The sequence below is a fragment of the Prosthecobacter fluviatilis genome (assembly GCF_055388355.1).
In genome coordinates, this window is sequence record NZ_AP043782.1 from 4,117,884 (window position 1) to 4,136,690 (window position 18,807).

Annotated in this window: 16 protein-coding genes; 6 read left to right on the top strand and 10 right to left on the bottom strand. The window is 62.0% G+C overall.

Annotated elements, in window-relative coordinates:
- Window positions 1-134: 134 nt before the first annotated feature.
- A complete protein-coding gene (locus ACZ5WW_RS16160) occupies window positions 135-1,724 on the top strand; it encodes a reverse transcriptase domain-containing protein (RefSeq protein WP_377166411.1) in 1,590 nt (529 codons plus the stop codon).
- On the opposite strand, the gene ACZ5WW_RS16165 is transcribed toward ACZ5WW_RS16160, so the two are convergent.
- The 4 genes from ACZ5WW_RS16165 to ACZ5WW_RS16180 all read right to left on the bottom strand — a co-directional run bounded on the left by ACZ5WW_RS16165 (window position 1,690) and on the right by ACZ5WW_RS16180 (window position 7,612).
- Window positions 1,690-2,586: a hypothetical protein gene (locus tag ACZ5WW_RS16165; protein ID WP_377166409.1), complete on the bottom strand. Its 897-nt coding sequence runs from the start codon at window positions 2,584-2,586 to the stop codon at window positions 1,690-1,692. The two genes, ACZ5WW_RS16160 and ACZ5WW_RS16165, sit on opposite strands and share 35 nt — an antisense overlap.
- 13 nt (window positions 2,587-2,599) lie before the next feature.
- Complete coding sequence (locus tag ACZ5WW_RS16170; protein ID WP_377166407.1) at window positions 2,600-3,928, bottom strand: DUF1552 domain-containing protein; 1,329 nt, start codon at window positions 3,926-3,928, stop codon at window positions 2,600-2,602.
- 5 nt (window positions 3,929-3,933) lie between these two features.
- Window positions 3,934-6,522 carry a DUF1588 domain-containing protein gene (locus ACZ5WW_RS16175; protein ID WP_377166405.1) on the bottom strand — a complete coding sequence of 863 codons (2,589 nt, stop codon included), beginning with the start codon at window positions 6,520-6,522 and terminating at the stop codon, window positions 3,934-3,936.
- 82 nt (window positions 6,523-6,604) lie between these two features.
- Window positions 6,605-7,612: an SMP-30/gluconolactonase/LRE family protein gene (locus tag ACZ5WW_RS16180; protein WP_377166403.1), complete on the bottom strand. Its 1,008-nt coding sequence runs from the start codon at window positions 7,610-7,612 to the stop codon at window positions 6,605-6,607.
- A gap of 89 nt (window positions 7,613-7,701) precedes the next feature.
- Here ACZ5WW_RS16180 and ACZ5WW_RS16185 point away from each other — a divergent pair, with 89 nt between their 5' ends.
- The 3 genes from ACZ5WW_RS16185 (at window position 7,702) to ACZ5WW_RS16195 (ending at window position 10,264) form a co-directional block, all read left to right on the top strand.
- Window positions 7,702-9,180 carry a glycoside hydrolase family 10-like protein gene (locus ACZ5WW_RS16185; protein ID WP_377166401.1) on the top strand — a complete coding sequence of 493 codons (1,479 nt, stop codon included), beginning with the start codon at window positions 7,702-7,704 and terminating at the stop codon, window positions 9,178-9,180.
- Window positions 9,181-9,282: 102 nt separating this feature from the next.
- Window positions 9,283-9,873 carry a PAS domain-containing protein gene (locus ACZ5WW_RS16190; RefSeq protein ID WP_377166399.1) on the top strand — a complete coding sequence of 197 codons (591 nt, stop codon included), beginning with the start codon at window positions 9,283-9,285 and terminating at the stop codon, window positions 9,871-9,873.
- Between the two features lie 100 nt (window positions 9,874-9,973).
- On the top strand, window positions 9,974-10,264 hold the full coding sequence (locus ACZ5WW_RS16195; protein WP_377166397.1) for a hypothetical protein: 291 nt from the start codon (window positions 9,974-9,976) through the stop codon (window positions 10,262-10,264).
- Here ACZ5WW_RS16195 and ACZ5WW_RS16200 read toward each other — a convergent pair whose 3' ends face one another.
- The 4 genes from ACZ5WW_RS16200 to ACZ5WW_RS16215 all read right to left on the bottom strand — a co-directional run bounded on the left by ACZ5WW_RS16200 (window position 10,265) and on the right by ACZ5WW_RS16215 (window position 15,085).
- Window positions 10,265-11,107 carry a serine hydrolase gene (locus ACZ5WW_RS16200; RefSeq protein ID WP_377166395.1) on the bottom strand — a complete coding sequence of 281 codons (843 nt, stop codon included), beginning with the start codon at window positions 11,105-11,107 and terminating at the stop codon, window positions 10,265-10,267.
- A gap of 109 nt (window positions 11,108-11,216) precedes the next feature.
- On the bottom strand, window positions 11,217-12,173 hold the full coding sequence (locus ACZ5WW_RS16205; protein ID WP_377166393.1) for an SRPBCC family protein: 957 nt from the start codon (window positions 12,171-12,173) through the stop codon (window positions 11,217-11,219).
- A 109-nt stretch (window positions 12,174-12,282) separates the two neighbouring features.
- On the bottom strand, window positions 12,283-13,962 hold the full coding sequence (gene rpsA / locus ACZ5WW_RS16210) for a 30S ribosomal protein S1 (protein ID WP_377166391.1): 1,680 nt from the start codon (window positions 13,960-13,962) through the stop codon (window positions 12,283-12,285).
- 190 nt (window positions 13,963-14,152) lie between these two features.
- Window positions 14,153-15,085 carry a hypothetical protein gene (locus tag ACZ5WW_RS16215; protein ID WP_377166389.1) on the bottom strand — a complete coding sequence of 311 codons (933 nt, stop codon included), beginning with the start codon at window positions 15,083-15,085 and terminating at the stop codon, window positions 14,153-14,155.
- Between the two features lie 3 nt (window positions 15,086-15,088).
- Here ACZ5WW_RS16215 and ACZ5WW_RS16220 point away from each other — a divergent pair, with 3 nt between their 5' ends.
- Window positions 15,089-15,304 (top strand): hypothetical protein, encoded by a 216-nt coding sequence (locus ACZ5WW_RS16220; RefSeq protein WP_377166387.1) that lies wholly within the window; start codon window positions 15,089-15,091, stop codon window positions 15,302-15,304.
- Between the two features lie 54 nt (window positions 15,305-15,358).
- Here the strand turns inward: ACZ5WW_RS16220 and ACZ5WW_RS16225 are convergent, their stop codons facing one another.
- Entirely contained in the window at window positions 15,359-16,957 is a 1,599-nt protein-coding gene (locus ACZ5WW_RS16225; RefSeq protein ID WP_377166385.1) for a sensor histidine kinase, read from the bottom strand.
- Between the two features lie 133 nt (window positions 16,958-17,090).
- Between ACZ5WW_RS16225 and ACZ5WW_RS16230 the strand changes: the two genes are divergently transcribed.
- Window positions 17,091-17,723 (top strand): RNA polymerase sigma factor, encoded by a 633-nt coding sequence (locus ACZ5WW_RS16230; RefSeq protein WP_377166383.1) that lies wholly within the window; start codon window positions 17,091-17,093, stop codon window positions 17,721-17,723.
- Window positions 17,724-17,742: 19 nt separating this feature from the next.
- On the opposite strand, the gene ACZ5WW_RS16235 is transcribed toward ACZ5WW_RS16230, so the two are convergent.
- Window positions 17,743-18,792, bottom strand: a complete 1,050-nt coding sequence (locus tag ACZ5WW_RS16235; protein ID WP_377166381.1) for an MlaD family protein — start codon at window positions 18,790-18,792, stop codon at window positions 17,743-17,745.
- Window positions 18,793-18,807: the final 15 nt, after the last annotated feature.

The following is an 18,807-nucleotide window of genomic DNA, read 5'->3' on the forward strand; positions in this document are numbered from 1 at the left end:
GCAACCCGAACGTTCTCACGCGTCGGGTAGCGACAGTGGCCTGAGTGAACGGACTTGGTCCTGAGCAAGTAGTCAGTGACGCATGCGCCCCTCCCGGAAAATCTCGAAACATCAGCCGTCGGTCCGCGCACAGCATGGGACTCCTCAGCTTCATCAGACGACTCCTTGGGCGTGATCAGCCCGGCCAGCCGCCGGCTCATCCCCGGCCTTCCACCAGCCCCCGGCACAACACTGTGCCGCAGGTGAGCGCCACTCCGCAGCCGGTCAAAAAGAAGACTCTGGCGCAGCTCGACTCAGACGTCTTTGCTGGCATTTCCACCGCTGAGACGAAGAAGCAGGCGAAGGCGATGGGGAGGCCTCTCTGGAGCAATCTTTTTGCCTTTGGCCGTCAAAGCGTGATCCCGCCCGCCACCGATGAGCGCACGCTCATGATCGACCGCGCCATGGTGGGCGAGGGGCTCATCACGCCAGAGGAGCTGGCGGAGATCCACGAAATCGGGCTGAAGATGGAGGAGCTGCGGCCGAGTTATGATGGCGTGCGCCATCAGGGCCAGGCCGCCGTCAATGCGGACAAGGCCGCCAAGGCTGAGCTGAAACGCCAGAAGAAGGCCGAATCCGCCGCACGCAGGGCGGAACGTGAGGCCGCCATCGTACAGCGTAGGGCCACCGACATCATCTTTCTGGGGCGCGGTGTCTCGGGAGGTCTGGCAGACCGCAGATCTCATGTGGAAAAACTTCAGGAGGCAAAGCTGCCGGTGCTCGCGACTCCGGCGGAACTCGCCGCTGCCCTGGAGCTTCCCATCAAGCGCCTGCGCTGGCTGGCTTTCCATGCCGAGGTGGCTGTGGTCACGCATTACATCCGGTTTCAGATTCCCAAGAAGAGCGGTGGCATGCGTGAGATCTCCACACCGCATGCGGATCTCGCGCGTGCGCAGCGCTGGATTTTGCAGAATATTCTGGAGCGTGTGCCTGTGAGCGGTGTGGCGCACGGCTTTGTGCGTGAGCGCGGCACGCTGACGAATGCACGCTCGCACACTGGCAAAGACGTGGTCTTGAATGCGGACCTGAAGGACTTCTTTCCCAGCATCACCTTTCCGCGCGTGCGGGGCATCTTTCAGCAGCTCGGATATTCGCCCGCAGTCTCCACCGTCCTCGCCCTTCTGTGCACGGAGTGCCCGCGCCGCACCGTGTCCTACGACGGGCAGACATTTCACGTAGCCACTGGTCCGCGCGCACTGCCGCAGGGAGCCTGCACCAGCCCGGCGCTGAGCAACCTGTGCGCACGCAAGCTGGACCTGCGCTTTGCTGCGCTGGCGGCCAGGCATGGCTGGACCTACACGCGCTACGCAGACGACCTCACCTTCTCCGCCCGGGGTGAGTCTGCGAAGGCAACCGCGCTGATTCTCAGCCGCCTGCACAACATCGTGAAGGACGAGCACTTTGAGGTCAACGAAGCCAAGACCCGCATCCAGCGACGCAACGCACAGCAGAGTGTCACCGGTGTGGTGGTGAATGACCGCTGCAACGTGGACCGCAAAACCCGCCGCCGTCTGCGCGCCATCCTGCATCAGGCGCAGAAGACCGGCATTGCCGCGCAGAACCGCATCGGGCATGACAACTTTGCGGGCTGGGTCAGCGGCATGCTGGGCTACGTGAAGATGATCAACCCGCAGCAGGGCATGAAGCTCTTCAAGGCCTGGGATTTGCTGGGCGGCCAGAAATGACGCGGTTCAACCACTCACGCGCTTTCTCCCTCGCCGGGCTTGGCCGCAGCGTCCAGGCGTCGTTGTGATTGAGGAAGCCGGTGCTGAGGAAGGTGAGGTCGGCGTCTGGCAGGAGAGGGCGGAGGTAGGATTCGGTTTCCTGGGCGTTGGAGCCTTCGCCGCAGATGAACTGGGGCCGTTTGCCAAGTCGTTGGAGACGGGTCAGGGCGGAGTTGCGGTCTGAGTTTGGATAGGGCCATTTGCGGACGCCGTCGTAGTGGCTGTAGGCCAGGAAGCCGCACCAGAGGCTGGCGGTTTCGTCGTCGTGGAGGCCGAGGTAGTTGCAGGCGATGGCTCCGCGCGAGAAGCCGCAGAGGAGGACTTTGGATGAATCGCCGCCGAAGTCGTGGCACACGGATTTCACGGCCTCGCGCAGGTGCTTCAATGTGGGCTGCGGATCGTAGGTGGGAGGCGTGCCCCACCAGGTGATGGCGATTTCATCGCCCTTGCCGTTCAAATAGGGTGCGCAGAGCCAGATGAAGCCTTTGCCGGCGGAGAGGCCGTAGCCGAGGTTGCTGCCTTCGGGCACGCCGGTGCTCACGTCGCCCTGCTTGCTCTTGAAGTTGCCGTTGCCTGCGAGCTCGACGATCACAGGCATTTTGGCGTCGGGTTTCCAGTCGGTGGGAAGATAAAGCACGTTGTAAACGCCCGTGCCTTTTTGGGAATCCAGCGTGAGCTTCACGCGTTTGCCGGGAGCGGGCGGACCATCGCTCAAGGTGGGCGCTTCGAGATCTGGCGGCACGCTGCGGATGTCCGGAAGCTCCTGCGCCTGCAGGCAGGGGCTGCCAAGCAGCAGGAGGGCGAGAGCGTGCGTGGCATTCATGGCGTGTGAGGCATCACACCAGCTCCAGGCCGCGCATGGTGCCGGTGCTGCTGGCGAAGGGGTTTTCTTCGAGGCCGAGACGTTCCAGCATGGAGGCGAAGAGGTTGGGCAGGGGGTAGTTGCGCTCGGTGTCGAAGACGAGGTGCTGGCCGTGTTTGAAACCGCCGCCGGCGAAGAGCACGGGGAGGTTGGTGGTGACGTGGGTGCTGGCGTTGCCGAGGTTGCTGCCGTAGAGGATCATGGAGCGGTCCAGCACGGTGGCGCCGCCTTCCTTGGTGGACTTGAGGCCGGTGAAAAGCTGGCCCAGCAGGCGCATGTGCTCGCGGTCGATGCTTTCGAGCTGCGCGAGCTTCTTGGGCGACTTGCCATGATGTGACAGGCTGTGGTAGCCGTCGCTGATCTCGGCACCCTCCACCTCGATGGTGGGGGAGTTCACGCTGTCCAGCATGAGGGTGATCATGCGGGTGCGGTCGGTCTCAAAGGCCAGGCGCGCCATGTCGTACATGAGGCGCGTTTTCTCCATGTAGTCCACCGGGCTGGCGGGGTCGGCGGGCTGCTTGGTTTTCACGGCGGGCTTGGGCTTGTGCTCCCACTCGCGGGATTTGCCGAGGCGCTGCTCCAGATCGCGCACGCCGGTAAAATATTGATCCAGCCGCTCGCGGTCATGCGCGCCGAGATCGCGTTCCAGGCTTTTGGCCTGTCCGGCCACGGCGTCCATGATGCTCTGCCCCAGCGCGAGGCGGCGCTCCTGCTCGGCGATCTCCTTGGGCGAGCCCTGCAGGAAGAGACGGCGGAAGACCTCGGAGGGTTTTTCCTCGCAGGGAATCAGCGCGCCGCTGCCCGTCCACGAGAGACTGCGGCTGCCCTGCGAAACATTGACGCCGAGTGTGAGCGAGGGAAAGCGCGTGAGATGGCCTATGCGCTCTGCCGCGAACTGATCAAAGGAGATGGTGTTGCGAAAGCCGCCGCTGCCCGGATGCGGCGCGGCGGTGAGGAAGCAGTTGTCCGCCGGATGGCCGCCATCCACGTCCGGATGCGAGACGCCGCTGAAGACGGTGAAGTCATTGCGGTGCGCCTTGAGCACCTCCAGGTAAGGCGAGAGCTGGTAGTCGCGCCCGGTGGAGGTCAGAGCAGGAAAGAACTTTTCCGGCAGCAGGCCGAGATTGTTGCACACACCGAGGAAGCGGCGCGGTGGCTCCTGCTTGGCAGCAGCACGGGAAAACGCGGGCTGCATGGCCTCCAGAAACGGCAGTGCCATGCCGATGCCGGAGGCGCGCAGGAACTGCCGGCGTGAAACACCACGCTGCGTGGAGATGAAAACCGAGGGGGTGGGGCTGCTCATGGGGATTACTTGCTTTGAAACAACGTGCTTTGCACGATCTGATGTATCAGGGATTTCACGCCATGGCCTTCAGCCTTGGTGGCGGCGAGCATCTGCTCGATGGCCGGGCGGTCGCCAAACTGAACGGGTGCGCCGGTGGCGTAGGTGACGAGCTGGCGCAGCAGATTGCGGGCGATTTGATCTTCATCGGCAAGCAGCAGCTGTTTGAGCTCGCGGATGTCCTTGAAGTTGCGGCCATCCGGCAGCGTGCCGCTGGCATCGACCGGCTGCGCGGGGTGGAAGGTGAAGGGCTGGCCGTTCTTGCCGTAGCCGGGAGGAGGAGTGCCGCCTTCGCCGAGGGCGCGGTAGTTGTCGCGCCAGCCGCCCATGACGTCGAAACTTTCCAGTGCAAATCCGGCGGGGTCGATCTTGGCGTGGCAGGCGGCGCAGGTCTCCAGCTTGCGATGCGCGGCGAGCTGCTCGCGAATGGTGTGGGCACCGCGTGTATCAGGCTCGATGGCAGGCACGCTGGCCGGTGGTGGAGGCGGGGGCTTGCCCAGCAGGCGCTCCATGATCCACGCACCGCGCTGCACGGGGCTGGTGGTGGTGCCGTTGGCGGTCACTTTGAGCACACTGGCCTGCGTCATGAGTCCGCCGCGCGGGCTGTCTTTGGGCAGGGAGATCCGCTGCAGCTTCACACCATCCACCGCAGGCAGGCCGTAGTGTGCGGCCAGGCGCTCATTGAGCATGGCAAAGTCTGAGGCGACGAGATGGCGTGCAGGCAGATTGTTTTTCAGCAGCTCGGCAAAGAAGAGCTGGGTCTCCTGGGTGGCGGACTCCACCAGCAGATCGTCCAGGTAGTAGTCGGGGTAGAGCGTGGCGTCGGGAGAGGTGGCGTTGGCTTTGCGCAGGTCCAGCCAGTAATCGAGGAAGGCGTCCACAAAGCGGCGCGCACGCGCATCGGCCAGCAGGCGCTCGGTTTGCGCGCGCAGCACCTCGGGCTTGCTCAGGTCGGCGGCACGCAGCTCGTCATCGGGAGCTGAGTTCCAGAGGAAGCAGGAGAGACGGGTGGCGACGGCGGCATTGTCCAGACGGCCGGGTTTTTCTTCGAGGCAGACAAACTTGGGCGAGCACAGCACGGCGGTGTAGCCGGCGATCATGGAGTCGGCAAAGTCGCTGCCTGCTTTGCGCGCGGCTTCGATGACGCGAAGAAACCGCTGCACCTCCTCATCGGCGAAGGGTTCGCGATAGGCGCGCTGCATGAAGCGGCGCAGCAGGCGCTCGGTATCGGCGGCATCTTTGGGGGTGACCTCCACCTTGGCGTTCTTGTCCTTGCGGCGGATGGGCAGGTCATCAAACAGCACGTGATGCCCGGCCATGGGCCAGCTTTCGAGGATGGGGCCCTGGACTTCCATCCACTGCATGGCCAGTCCGGGCTGGCCTTCGTGAGTGGCGAGGGGATTGTGAAACGCAGGAGGGCGTGAGCGGAAAAGGCGCACCGCGTCGTAGCGGATCAGCTCGCCCTTGAGCAGGTAGGTGTCGATCTCCTGCACGGTGGGGTCCGTGCCAAAGTCAAAGCTGCCGAGCAAACGGAGCTGACGCGGTGGCAGCTCGGAGTAGATCGTGACAGGCTCGGGGCGGCGGCCTTTGGAGACCACGTCCAGATTGGGCCGCCACCAGCTCTTGGCAGGTCCCGGCCCCACCCACACGGAGTAGCCGCTGAAGCGCAGCTTGTAGTGCCCGGACATGGGGGCTTTGAACACGGTGAACTTCAGCTCGATGGGCTCGTAGCTGCTGGCCACGGTGCCGATGGCCTCCTGCTCGCGCACCTTGGGGTCCTTGGCTCCGACGGTGGGCGGTGCGGTGCCTGCGCGGACGTCTGGCTGCGCCTGCGTGCCCAGTACGGGGAAGGTGGCGCGCTCAGGGCTGCGGTTGAACTCGCTGAACTTCATGCGCCGCACCAGCGAGGAGTCAGAGCGTGTGTAGTAGCGCTTGGTCTTTGACTCCGGGCGCGAGAGCTGCGAGGCCATGACCTCGCGCAGCGCGTAATCAGCGGCGCCGAGATAGCGCGCCATCTGCACGTGGGAGACATCCAGCGCGTCGCCGATCTTGTTGAAGCGGCTGGCCTCGCCGTCCTCCGGCAGCTTGTCCTTGATCTGCAGCCACGGGGCGGAAAGGAGATCGCGCAGGGTGTTTTCATACTCCAGACGGTTCATGCGCCGCCAGGTGGTGCGGCCTTCCTTGGTGGTGCGCTCCTGATCGGCGGCGGTCATGGGCTGCGCGAGGTCTTTGAGAAAGGCCGTCACCTCCTGCGGTGCAGTCTGGGTCTTCTTTTTCTTGGGTGGCATCTCGCCATCGCGCACACGATCATGCACCTTCACCCATTCCGCGAAGGGCTTGGGGTTCTTGAGGTCAAACTTCAGCGCGGTGAGGTCGAGGTTGCCCTTCTTAGTATCCGCGTCGTGGCACTCCACGCAGTACTGGTCCAGAAAGGCCTCCCGGCCTTTGTCAGCAGCCGAGGCGGGTGGTGCAGAGACAAGCGCCAGACACAGGCCAGCGGCCCGTGGCAGCAGCGGAGAATGGCGACACGAAAACAGACGAGAAACAAAAGGCATTGGGGGAATGTAGGAAACGTCCTGGATCCGCCAAAGTACCGCAAATTTGACGCGGGATCATCTGGTTCCTGCCCCCTCGGCCTCAGCGCAGCGGCACGCTCCAGAGATGGCTGCCGGAGGTGATGAAGAGCGTCTTGCCATCCTTGCCACCAAAGGCGCAGTTGCAGCATTCGTCCGGAGCCACGGGGATGAAGTCAAGCAGGCGGCCGGAGGGAGAGAGGATGTAGCAGCCTGCCTTGAAGCTGGTGTTTTCGAATTCGGTGGCCTTGTTCGTGCCGGCGGCGACGTAGATGCGGCCTGCGCTGTCCATCTTCATGCCATCGGGGCCACGGCCGTCTTTCCAGTCGAAGAGGACTTTGCGGGAGCCGGGCTTGACGTCGCCGTTTTTATCCAGCGTGTAGCGCAGGAGTTTGCGAGAACCGCCGTGGGTGTTGTTGTTGTTGTCGGCGATGTAGAGGTAGCGGTCGTCAGGGGAGATGAGGATGCCGTTGGGGCGTTCAGCATGATCGCAACGGATGCGGGTGACATTCGGGATGTCATAAGCATAGGCACATAGGCCATCCGGCAAATGAGCTTCCCGATTGATACGATAGATACCCTCGACGGGCAGCGGAGGTCTGTTCAACAGCGCTGTAAAAATGGTCTCTTCCAGGATCTCCATTCCCTCGCGAGATCCATATCGCGGATCCGTGAAGTAGATCCGCCCCTTGGAGTCCATGCAGAGGTCGTTCGGTGAATTGAAGCGCTTCCCTTCAAACCGGTCCGCCAGCACGGTGATGCTGCCATCTTTCTCCGTGCGTGTGACGCGGCGGTTTTTGGTTTCGCAGGCGACGAGGCGGCCTTCTTTGTCGAAGAGGAGGCCGTTGGAGGAGTTGTGGCGGAAGACGGTGGTTTTGCCGTCGGGGCCGAGGCGGTTGATGTGCTGGCCATCGGTGAAGTAGAGGGAGCCGTCTTTCCAGGCGGGGCCTTCCGTCGCGCCTATGGCTCCGTGGTCCTTGGGCTTGGCCCCAGGAACGATGGGCGAGCGCATGGAGGTGCAGGAGGTCAGGGCTAAGCCGAGCGCGAGGATGGGGAGGACAGGGTGGGACATGCGTGGTGGCTGGAATGATGCCGCAGGAATACGGCGGGTGGTGGAAAATTTCAGCGACACATCGTCGTAGCAGCGTTTTCTAACAGCACATGCGTTCAACCCTCCTGCTCACCCTCTTCCTGCTCTCCGCCGCCATACTGCATGCTCAGAGCGGCGTGAGCGTGCCGCCGCCTGCGCGTGAGCTGCGGGGATCGTGGATCGCGACGGTGCGGAATATTAACTGGCCCTCCGAGCCGGGCCTGCCGGTGGCCAAGCAGAAGGCCCAGCTCCTCACCCTCATCGACTCCGCAGCGAAGGTGGGGCTGAATGCGCTCATCTTTCAGGTGCGCCCCGCTGGCGATGCCATGTACGAGTCGAAGCTGGAGCCGTGGTCGCCGTTTCTCACGGGAGAGATGGGCAAATCCCCCGGCTGGGATCCGCTGGAGTTTGCGGTGACGGAGGCGCACAAGCGCGGCATGGAGCTGCATGCGTGGTTCAATCCCTTCCGCGCTCTGGCGGGCGAAAAGCACGCGCCGAGCGCTGACCACATCCGCCGCAGGCACCCGGAGTGGACGATGAAGTACAACATCGACTGGTGGATGGACCCCGGCGTGCCGGAGGTGCGGAAGCAGGCGGTGGACGTGATGCTGGATGTGACGCGCCGCTACGATGTGGATGGCATCCACATCGACGACTACTTTTACCCGTACCCCATCATGGACGCGGCGAAGAAGAAGGTCCCGTTTCCCGATGACGCCTCCTATGCGCGCTACCGTGCCACCGGCGGCACGCTGGAGCTCACGGCCTGGCGGCGGCAGAATGTGGACGAGGTGGTGCGCGCGACGTACGAAGGGATCAAGGGCATCAAGAGGTACGTGAAATTTGGCATCAGCCCCTTTGGCCTTTGGCGGCCCAACTACCCAGAAGGCACCGGCGGCGGGCTGGACCCGTATGAGGATCTGGGTGCGGACTCGCTCAAGTGGCTGCAGCAGGGCTGGGTGGACTACTTCACGCCGCAGCTTTATTGGACGATCGACCGGCCGAAGCTGGGCTTCATCACCTACTACGACTGGTGGCTGGAGCAGAACACGCAGGGCCGCCACATCTGGCCGGGGATGAACACCTCTAAAATCGGCGACGACCGCAATGCGGGCGAGATCCTGCACCAGATGAGTGTGCTGCGGGAGCGCGGGCTGAAGATGACACCCGGCCACTTTCACTGGAACTTTGGAGCGCTGCACAAGGACATTGGAAAGATCGGCACGTATGTGAAGCAGCGGGCCTACACCCCGCATGCCATCCCGCCGTCATCGCCATGGCTCAGCCAGACGCAGCTGCCTGCGCCCATCGTCGGCAAAACGGTGCCAGGTGGCAGGCTGACGGTGGAGTGGAAACACAGCGATGTGCGCTGGATGAGCGCCACTCGCTGGTGGGTGATGCAGGCGCAGATCGGCGGCAAATGGCTCACCTGGGAAACCTTTTTCAAAGACCAGCTCAGCGCCCCCTGGCCGGAGAATGCCACCGCTGTGGCCATTCGTGCAGGCGGCCTTGGCTGGGAAGTGGGAGAGGCGGGAGTCGTGCTCAAATGACGGGGCAAAACGAGCGCCTGACATGGGCAATGAAAGAAGGCGAAGTTTGAACGATTACTCAATATGAAAGTGTCGGAGCGAGGACCGACACAGCTATCCTGAATGGACATCCAATCTGCAGACCCAGCCCAACTTGCCCTGAGAGCGGTCAATCAAATTTCAGCCATGGTGGCCTACTGGGATGCAGAGCAGCGTTGCCTGTTCTCCAATGAGGCCTATCGCGAGTGGTTTGGAAAAAGTCCGGCGGAAATGCTGGGCATGTCCATGGAGGATCTTCTGGGGCCTTTGTATGCATTGAATCTTCCCTACATCCAGGGTGCGCTCCGTGGTGAGCCCCAGCAGTTCGAACGGCATATACCCCTTCCACAAGGCGGGGCCAAAGACAGCATCGCCACCTACACGCCGGATGTGGAGGGCGGAGTGGTGCGGGGATTCTGGGTGCACGTGGCCGATGTGACGCCTCTGCGCATGCGTGAGGCCCAGCTGGAACGTGCCATCACAGAAAGAGACGAGGCGCTGGCAGAAGTGCGCACCCTGCGTGGTCTGCTGCCCATCTGTGCTGCCTGCAAAAACATCCGCGATGGCAGCGGGGATTGGCATGGGCTTGAGGCCTATGTCTCGGCACACACGGAAGTCAGCTTCACGCATTCCCTCTGTCCTTCGTGCCTGCCCATCTACTTTCCCGAAAGCTGAATGATCGTGGAGAAAGCAGACTACAAACTAGCCTGCGTTCTGGAACCGCCGGAGGCCACATGCGGGTTGTCATCCCGCGTGCAGGCCGCATCTTGTCATCATGAGACCGAGGACATTTGAAATCCGGGGACTGCCCGCCATGCTGCTCATGGGCCTGCTGGCCGTGGGTGCGGTGGCCTTTCTCGCGCTCCTGCTCATGGTGGGAGCCGCCGTGGCTGTGGCCGGGCTGGCCATCTCCGCCGGTGCGGCGCTGTTTTACACCCTGCGGCGCAAGCTTACGTCTGGCACGAAACGCTCTCCCTGGCTGGAGCCTGCTCCTGTTTCTGCGCCTGCAACGAGTGCCCTGGAAGTGCGGGAGATCGAGGTGGAGGTGCTGCCGGGCAGAGAGTAGTCACGCGCAGTATTCCCAGAACAGGCCGCCCATCATGCAGCCGAGTTCATTGCGCGGGGCGAAGCCGCCGCGTGTGTAGAGGACGATGGCGTAGGGGGTGTTGCGGTGATAGAAGAAAAGGGATTCGTGGTCCCACTCGCCGTAGTTGCCCGTCTTGCCGCCGATGTAGGTGATGCTGGCGGGCATGACCCAGCGGCCGAGGCCGTACTGGTCGCGGCGCATCGCCTCCAGCAGCAGCTCGCAGCCGTAGTCGAGGCGGTAGTTCACGCAGCGCTCGTAAAACTCGGCGTAAAAGCGCGGTGACTGCGAGTTGTTGAGGATCTGCACATCTGGCAGGTGGTACTTCCGCTCAAAGTAGCGCTCGTCCGCAGATGTGAGACGGGCCATGAGGTAGTACCACGACTCGTTCCTGCTGAGGTCGCAGGCATAGACGACGTTTTGGAATTCCTCGCGAGTCAGGTGGCCGCGTCGTTTTTCCAGCAGCACTGCGGCCACGGCGGGCTTGGGCATCGAGCCGCCGACAAAGAGTTTGTCGGCCTGAAACTCCGCGAGGTATCGCCCGGTGGCCAGATTTTTGACCGCGTAGCCGATGCGGGGATCGCGCTTGTGAGTGCGGTACACGTACTCCATGCCGGAGGTAAAGGGGCGGCCATGCGCGCTGTGGGAGCGGAAACGCAGGCGTGCGCCGGAGGCGAGAAAGCGATTGTGGTACTCCCACTGTGCACGGTTTTTGCGGGCTGAGAAACCGAGTGCCGAGCCTGCCGGAGCCACGCACCCTGCAAGCGCCGCTGGCAATGCCAGCAGGCCACGCTGCAGCCAGCGGCGGCGTGTCTCTTGAGGCATCCACGTGGGTGACGGGCTCTCGGGTGGCATTCCGCCCCATTTTACCCCCTCATTTGGGGGTGTCAGAGGGAAAGTGTCAGAAGATTGTTACAGCATGGCAGGCAGCCTGTCAGCTCGCACGGGCTTCGCAGCGTTTGCGGATGACTTCCAGGATGGAGCCTTGGATCTGGTTCATGACCCACTCGCTCCACCATCCGGCATAGCTGTTGAAGCGTGTGGAGAGCCGGTGGGTGCTGCTGAGATGCAGAATGCAGGTGCCGTCACTGTGTGGCTCGATTTCATAGGTGCCATCGAGCACGTCGTAGAAACGACCGCCGACGATGATGTGGCGATCAAACGCCGTATGCGGGATGAAGTCGGGGTCGGCCTTGATGGTGAAGGAGAGCTTGTGCCGGGGCTCCCAGGTGGTGACGACTTCAAAGAACGATACATCGCGCTCAAAGGTGGCATGCCGGCGTCCGCCCACACCCTGTCTGTCGATCACAGCTGCGAGAGGCCGTGGGAAGCCGATGACATAAATCCATTGGGCGGGAAGCTCGCTTTTCTGAATGGCCGGCACTTGGTAGATCTGATCCCAGACCGTCTGTGGCGAGGCCTTGATGGTGACTGCATTCCGCATGACGCGTGTTTCATGCGGTGCCTGCCACATCTGCTTGATCGGGGAGACTGCATAAGGCAGCAGGACAAAAAAGGTCATTGAAAGCCTGCCGCGATCCGCCCTTTTCAAGATCAGGCTCATGATCAATCCTCCGACGAAAGCCATGAACATTAAAACCGGCGTAGCCACCACGACGCAGAGCAGCGCCTCCATCCACAGCAGCCAGCTGCACAAGCCGGGAAGGAACATGCTGAGCGCAGGGGCGAAATAGGCCCAGAAGTGGCTTGGCCTGTCGAGCTTGCAGCCCAGAAAGCACACCAGCGCCCCCACGCTGCAGGGCAGGGTGTAGATGAAGGAGACCGAGACGATCTGCAGCCACTCCAGCCGCCGGGAGGAGAAAGCAAGCCATGAGGCCAGCGCATGCGCCGAGACGATCAGGGCGATGATGAGAAGCGGGCGGCGGTTCACAGGCATGGTTTAAACTGCCGAGCCTGCCATACGTTCACCGGCACAAAAAAGAGGGCACCTCGCGGTGCCCTCTTCGTGGTTGATTGGATGTTGAGTCTCAGATCGCGGATTACTGGCCGCCTGGACGCCACTCTTCGGTGGCGAACTTGAAGGCCTGCTCCAGACCGACGAGGTCGGTGCTTGGGCGCAGAGCTTCGAAGGCCTGGCTTTCCTTCTGGATGTCGGCTTCGCTGTAGTTCATGGCCTTGATGGAAAGGCCGATGCGGCGCTCCACCTTGTCCACCTTGATGACGCGTGCTTCCACTTCGTCGCCAACGTTCAGCTTGTCCTTCACCTTCTCGATGCGGTCTTCGCTGATCTGGGAGATGTGCACCAGGCCGTCGATGTCGTCTTCCAGTTCGACGAAGGCGCCGAAGGAGGCGATCTTGGCCACGCGGCCCTTCACGACGTCGCCCACCTTGAAGCGAGTGTCGATGATGGACCATGGGTCGGTGTCCAGCTGCTTCATGCCGAGGCTGATGCGCTGGTTGGCCTTGTCGATGCCGAGAACGACGGCGTCCACTTCCTGGCCCTTCTTGAGGAGCTCGGAAGGATGGTTGATCTTGCGGGTCCAGCTGAGGTCGGAAACGTGGATCATGCCATCGATGCCTTCTTCCAGCTCCACAAACGCACCGTAAGCGGTGAGGTTGCGGACCGGACGCTTAAGCTGCGTGCCGATCGGGTAGCGGCTGTCGATGTCGTCCCAAGGATTGGTGTCCAGCTGACGGACGCCAAGGCTGATCTTGCGCTCTTCCTTGTTGATGCCAAGGACGGAAGCCTCGATCTCCTGACCGACGGTAAGAACGTCGGAAGGACGGGCGATGCGCTTGGTCCAGGAGAGCTCGGAGACGTGCACGAGGCCTTCGACGCCTTCTTCCACTTCGACGAATGCGCCGTAAGCCACCAGCTTGGTGACCTTGCCGCGCACGCGCTGGCCCACGGGGTAGCGGGCTTCGATGTTTTCCCAGGGGTTGTTCTGGAGCTGCTTGAGGCCGAGGGAGACACGCTCCTTCTCGCGGTTGACTTCGAGGATCTGGACCTCGATTTTCTGCCCAATTCCGAGCATTTCGGAAGGATGGTTGAGGCGGCCCCAGGACATGTCCGTGATGTGAAGCAGGCCGTCCATGCCGTTGAGATCGACGAACGCACCGAAGTCGGTGATGTTCTTGACGATACCGATGACTTTGTCGCCAGGGGTGACGCCGTCGAGGAACTTCTGGCGCTGTTCGGCGCGCTCTGCCTCGATGACTTCGCGGCGGGAAAGGACGATGTTTTTGCGTTCGTCGTTGATCTTGACGATCTTGAATTCGAACACCTTGCCGACGTACTCGTTGAGATCCTTCGGCGGGATGATGTCGATCTGGCTGCCGGGGAGGAAGGCTTCGACGCCGACGTTGACCATGAGGCCGCCTTTGACGACGCTCTTGATCTTGCCTTTGACGAGACCGCCGTCCTTGAAGACGTTGTAGATCTTTTCCCAGTTCTGACGGTGGGCTGCCTTCTCCTTGGAGAGGACGACCATGCCTTCGTCGTTTTCGAGGCGTTCGAGGAGGACTTCCACCTCATCGCCGACCTGGATGTCTTCATCTTCAAACTCGTTCGCCGGGATGGCTCCTTCGGACTTGTAGCCGATATCGACGAGGATGACCTGGGGTTTGATTTCGAGGATCTTGCCTTTGACGATGGATCCTTCGGAAAGCTCGCGGAAAGAACCTGCGATCAGGTCTGCGAGTGTCGCTGTTGCGCTCATTATCTGTTGTTTACGGGTTGCGAGTGTTTGGGTGGGAACCGCACGTGCACCTCCACTCCTGAGGCACCCGGCGGGCTTTCGTCCTGCAAAGCCAAAAGGCCTCCGGACAAGAGGGGCGGGAGTCTCGGAGAAGTTACGTGTTTGGCAAGGGGGAAAGTGGGGGAAATCAAAGGCCAGGCAGCCCCAAGGCTCAACGGGTGGCCGAGGAGACGGGCGTGCGCGTCTTGATGGATTGCACCGTGACCTCGGAACCGTAGGCCAGGATGCTGACCGGGCGGTCGATGCCGGCATAGTCCCCCTGATGCTCAAACCGCTGTTTGCCATCCACCGAGATGGTCTGGCGGTCTTTCGTCACGCTCCACCGGATCACGGCAAACTTTTTCTGGGGAAACTCCCCCATCATGGGGGTGTAAATCCGGTCTGCCGGACCGCCGTCGATGCGCAGCTCATCGGGCCTTCTTTCCCAGTTGAAAATGAGCTGGTCGGCCGCATAGCCGAGGCGGAGGTCGAGCTTCTCGATTTTGGCCACCACCTCGATTTCGACCGGCGGTTTGAAACTCATCACGGTGCTGATGGAGTCGCCCTTCTTGAGTACGATAGGGAAGTTTTTGGGCTTGGGGGTGACTTTTTTGGTCTGATCCTGCCATTCCCCATCCAGGACCCCGGGCTGCTCCGCATAGTCTTTGGCCAGCTGTCTTGCCTCCAGAGCCGCATCGGTCTTGCCTGCACGCACCATTTTGACCGCCAGAGCTTCGAGCTGCCGCACCAGTTCCTTCTGCAGCGGTTCCAGTTTGCGCTGCATGCTGGTGCGTAGCGCCTGAACGGCGTCCTGGTATTTTTTTCTCAGTGCGGCCATTTCCCGAAGTTTCGGCGGAAGCGCAGGCAGATCGCCTCCGGTGTTTGCCGCCACGGCCGACTTTTCCGCACGCAAGGCTTCTGCCTCCTCCAGCTTTCCCTTCAATGTGGCGTCCTGCTGGGCGCGATCCAGCGCCTGGGCGTAGTTTTGGTCCAGCTCCATCTGGGCTTTGGACAGCGGTGTCTGCACATCCTCTGTCACTCTGGTTTTATAGGCGAGCAGCAGAGACGCCAGCTCAGGGTCTGCGGGTGGCTGCTGGGCTTGCAAGCCATGAGAGCAGAGGGCGAGGGCGCAGGAAAGAACCCCAAACTTTCGGAAACCAAGGATCATGATGAAGATGAGCAGGTGGGAACGGATGGCGGGCTGTTTCTTATCAACCTCTGCAAAAAGCCTGAAGACAGCATGTTAGAGGAAGGCGAGGTTTTAAGTCAACTCGGTAAAAACATAAAGATATTACGTATCAATCATAAGATTGTGTTCCTATGACTGGATTGACACCGAAGGTCTCAGCCAAGCCGTGGGTGCCGGTCTTGTGATGCCTCAGACACCTTCTTGCACCGCCATCCGCACCTCAAAAACGGTTTCATCTTCTTTCGAGCTGACCAGCCTCAGCTCCGCGCCGTTTGCGCGGGCCAGTTCCATGGCGATGTTGAGCCCCAGGCCAAAGCCGTCTTTTTGCCGAGTGTGGGCTTTGTCGCCGCGGAAGAAGCGTTCGAAAAGGCGCTGCTGGTTTTCCGGCGGGATGGCGGGGCCGGTGTTGGCGACGCTGAAGATGATGTGGCCGTCCTGCTGGGACAGCTGCAGTGAGACGCGCCCCTCTGGGCGGTTGTACTTCACCGCGTTGCTCAGCAGGTTTTGAAACACCTGCCGCAGCAGGGCGCGGTCCGCATGGGCGATGATGCCGGGTGTGATGTCGTGTGCGAGGGCGAGCCCGGCCTGCTCGCAGAGGATTTCCCCGTCTTCAATGAGGCGCTCAAGGTCGGCGCTGAGATCGTAGCTTTCCGGGTGGGTGGGCAGCCGTCCGGCATCTGCCTGTGAGAGCAGCAGGAGGCTTTGCGTGATCTGTTTGAGGCGGGAGGCTTCCGCAAAGAGCGAGACAAAGCGCTCGTGCTCCGTGCTGCCCGGGGTGGAGTGGCGGACGGCATCATCGAGATCCGCCAGCATGATGGCGAGCGGGGTTTTCAGCTCGTGGGAGGCATCTGCGGTGAAGCGCACGGCCTGCTGAAAGCTGCCCTCCAGCCGCTGCATCATGCCGTTGAGGACATCGATGAGCTGGGCAAACTCACGGTTGTCATCCTTCTGCAGGGGGATGCGTTCGGCCAGATCGCTTGCCGTCAGGTGCTGGGCGGTGCTGACCACGCGCTCCAGCGGTCGCATGGCCTGCCGGGAGGTCCACAGCGCGCCGAGTCCTGCCAGCGCAAGTCCCAAGGTGCCTGCGCCAAAGTACCACCAGGCCATGCGGTTGATCTCCGCATAAAAATCCGTGAGCGAGAGGCCGATGAAGATGGTGTAGGTGGGGCTGCTGAAGGCGCCAAAGCGCCAGTCAATGCCGCCTGAGCGTGCGGTGAACGTCGTCGGCTCACGAACCATGGGCATCTGCGGGCGGAAGGGCAGTTCGCGTTCCGGGGGTGGTGGCCTGTGGAAGCCGGGTGTGCCGAGGAGATCGCCCAATTCATTTTCCCTGCGCGGTGGCGGTGGTTCGCGCCGCCGCACACCTGGCGGCCCAGGGCCTCCACCGGGTGGCGCGACCGGCGGTGCACGGCCTATCTCATCCTGAGTGGGGAAGCAGCTGCGGAAGTAGGCGTTGAGGTCTTTGGGGGCGTTGGGGGTGGAGAAGAGGGTCTGTCCTCGCTCATGCTCCTGCACCACGAGCACGGCATGAGTGGCGCTGCGGTCTCCCGAGGTGCCAAACACGAGGTCGGCGATCATTTTGAACTGCTCGTCGGTCGTGTATGGGTCGATGCGGTTCCATACGCGCTGGGCTGGGGCGATGATGCGATCGTCCACGCTACGCTCCAGGGTCTGGCTGGCATACCACCATGCAGCGGCGCCGAAGCCCGCCACCAGAGTGCCTGCGACGATCATCGTCTGCAGAGCCAGGCGGATGCGGAAGCTGCGGGTGTTGGCCGGGGCGCTCATGCCGTGAGGTGCATGAGCAGACTCTCACGCCGAGTGAGGCGGGACGCACGAAGATAAATGCCAATTAATGTCCGCCCGCAGGCGGGTGTCATGCGCGACGGCTCCAATGCATTCATCACAACCCCACACCGTCATGCACCTTGGAGAAGACCACGCCGCCAGCCACACCACGGATTCATCCGCCTGCAACGCAACCTCAATGCTCTACCGCCGGCACTGGCCGGTGCTCTGCGCCTTCGCACGCTCACGCGGCTGCGAAGTGCACGATGCCGAGGACGCCGTGCAGGAACTGTTTGCCAAGCTCGTCGCGCAGGGGCAGCACGAGCGCGCCGCTGCCATCGCCGATCATGGTGAGCAGGCCGCCTTTCTTTTTGCGCGTCTGCGCACGCACCTCATCAAGCGCTGGCAGCACCGCACGCGCCAGCGCCGTGGCGGCGGTGCCCTCTGCTTTTCATTGACCGATGAAAATGGCGGCGAGATTGACGTCGTGGATGCACGACCCACGCCGGACGGGGAGATGGACCGTGACTGGGCGAGAGGGGTCATCGAGCGTGCGCTGCATGCCTGCAGCCTTGAGCTTCACGCGCAGGGACGGGCCCAAGTGTGGGACTGCCTTGAGGAAAGCCTCGTCAAAGGCTGCCGTGCGGCACACCCTCAGAGCGGCGCGCTGCGCACGGCCCTGCACCGTGCGAAGCGGCGGCTGCGGGCGCTGATCCTGGCTGAATGCCGGGAGGATGAAAATGCGCTGCACGCCGTGCTGGCATGAGTGTGTGTGGCGGGGCAGATCAGCGGAAAATGCCGCGTTTCGGCGGTGATTCTTCGAGCTGCTTTTTGGCCTCTTCAGCGCGCAGCTTTTCCGCCGTGTCCTTGTACCACAGCGGGCCGTTGACTTTGAAGTTGTAGATCAAGTCACGAAAGTCGTTCATCAGACGCTGGTCGTGCATGAGCGCGCCGAGCAGGCCTTTGCCTGTGGATATGTGGTCGGCCGCGAGGGCGAAGCCGTTGGCGGCCTTTTTGATCGACTGCAGGGACTCATCGGCAGCGGTCATGACTTTGTCAGCCTTGGCGATGGCGGGGTCGAGCTTGTCAAACATGGGGCCGATTTTTTTGCTCGACTCCTCGATGTTTTTGGCCGCGTTTTTGAAGCTGGTGGCGGCGTCTTTGAGTTCGCCGAGGGCGGTCTTGAGGGTCTGTGCATTTTCATCTCCCAGCACCTTCTCGTCCACCCGCTTCAGGGTGTTGTTGAGGTGGTCCATGCCCTCTTTGAAATTCTGGATTGTGGCGTCGGAAAGCGCGTCCTTGTTGACCTTGCCCATGGAATCTTTGACGTCCTTGAGCGCTTCACGCACGTCATCGAGCACGACATCGACCTTTTTGCCGACCTTCTCGGCCTGGCTTTGCAGGTCGTTGAGCCCGCCGCCTTTTTCACCTTCGATGATCTTGTTGTAATCATGAGGCAGGAAGACATCCGTCTGCTTGCCGGTGGGCTTGATTTCGACCAGGGCATCGCCCATGAGACCAGCAGAGCCGATGGCAAAGGAGGCGTCTGCGGGGATCATGACATCCTTGAAGAGCTCCAGGTCGAGAATGACGCCTGTGAAAGTGTCGTTGAGCTGCGGTTTTTTGTCCACCTTGCCCACGCGTGAGCCGCCGAGAAAGACGGGTGAGCCTTCCTTGATGCCGGAGGCGTTTGGAAAGGCCACCTGGAGGTGATAGGTGTCCTTGAAGACTTCACGCACGCGCCCGAACATGAGGATGAGACCACCGAGGAGCAGCAGCCCGACGAACAGAAAGAGCCCGACGAGCATTTCGGTTTTTTTATCGCTGTCGATCATGAGATGAGAAGAGTG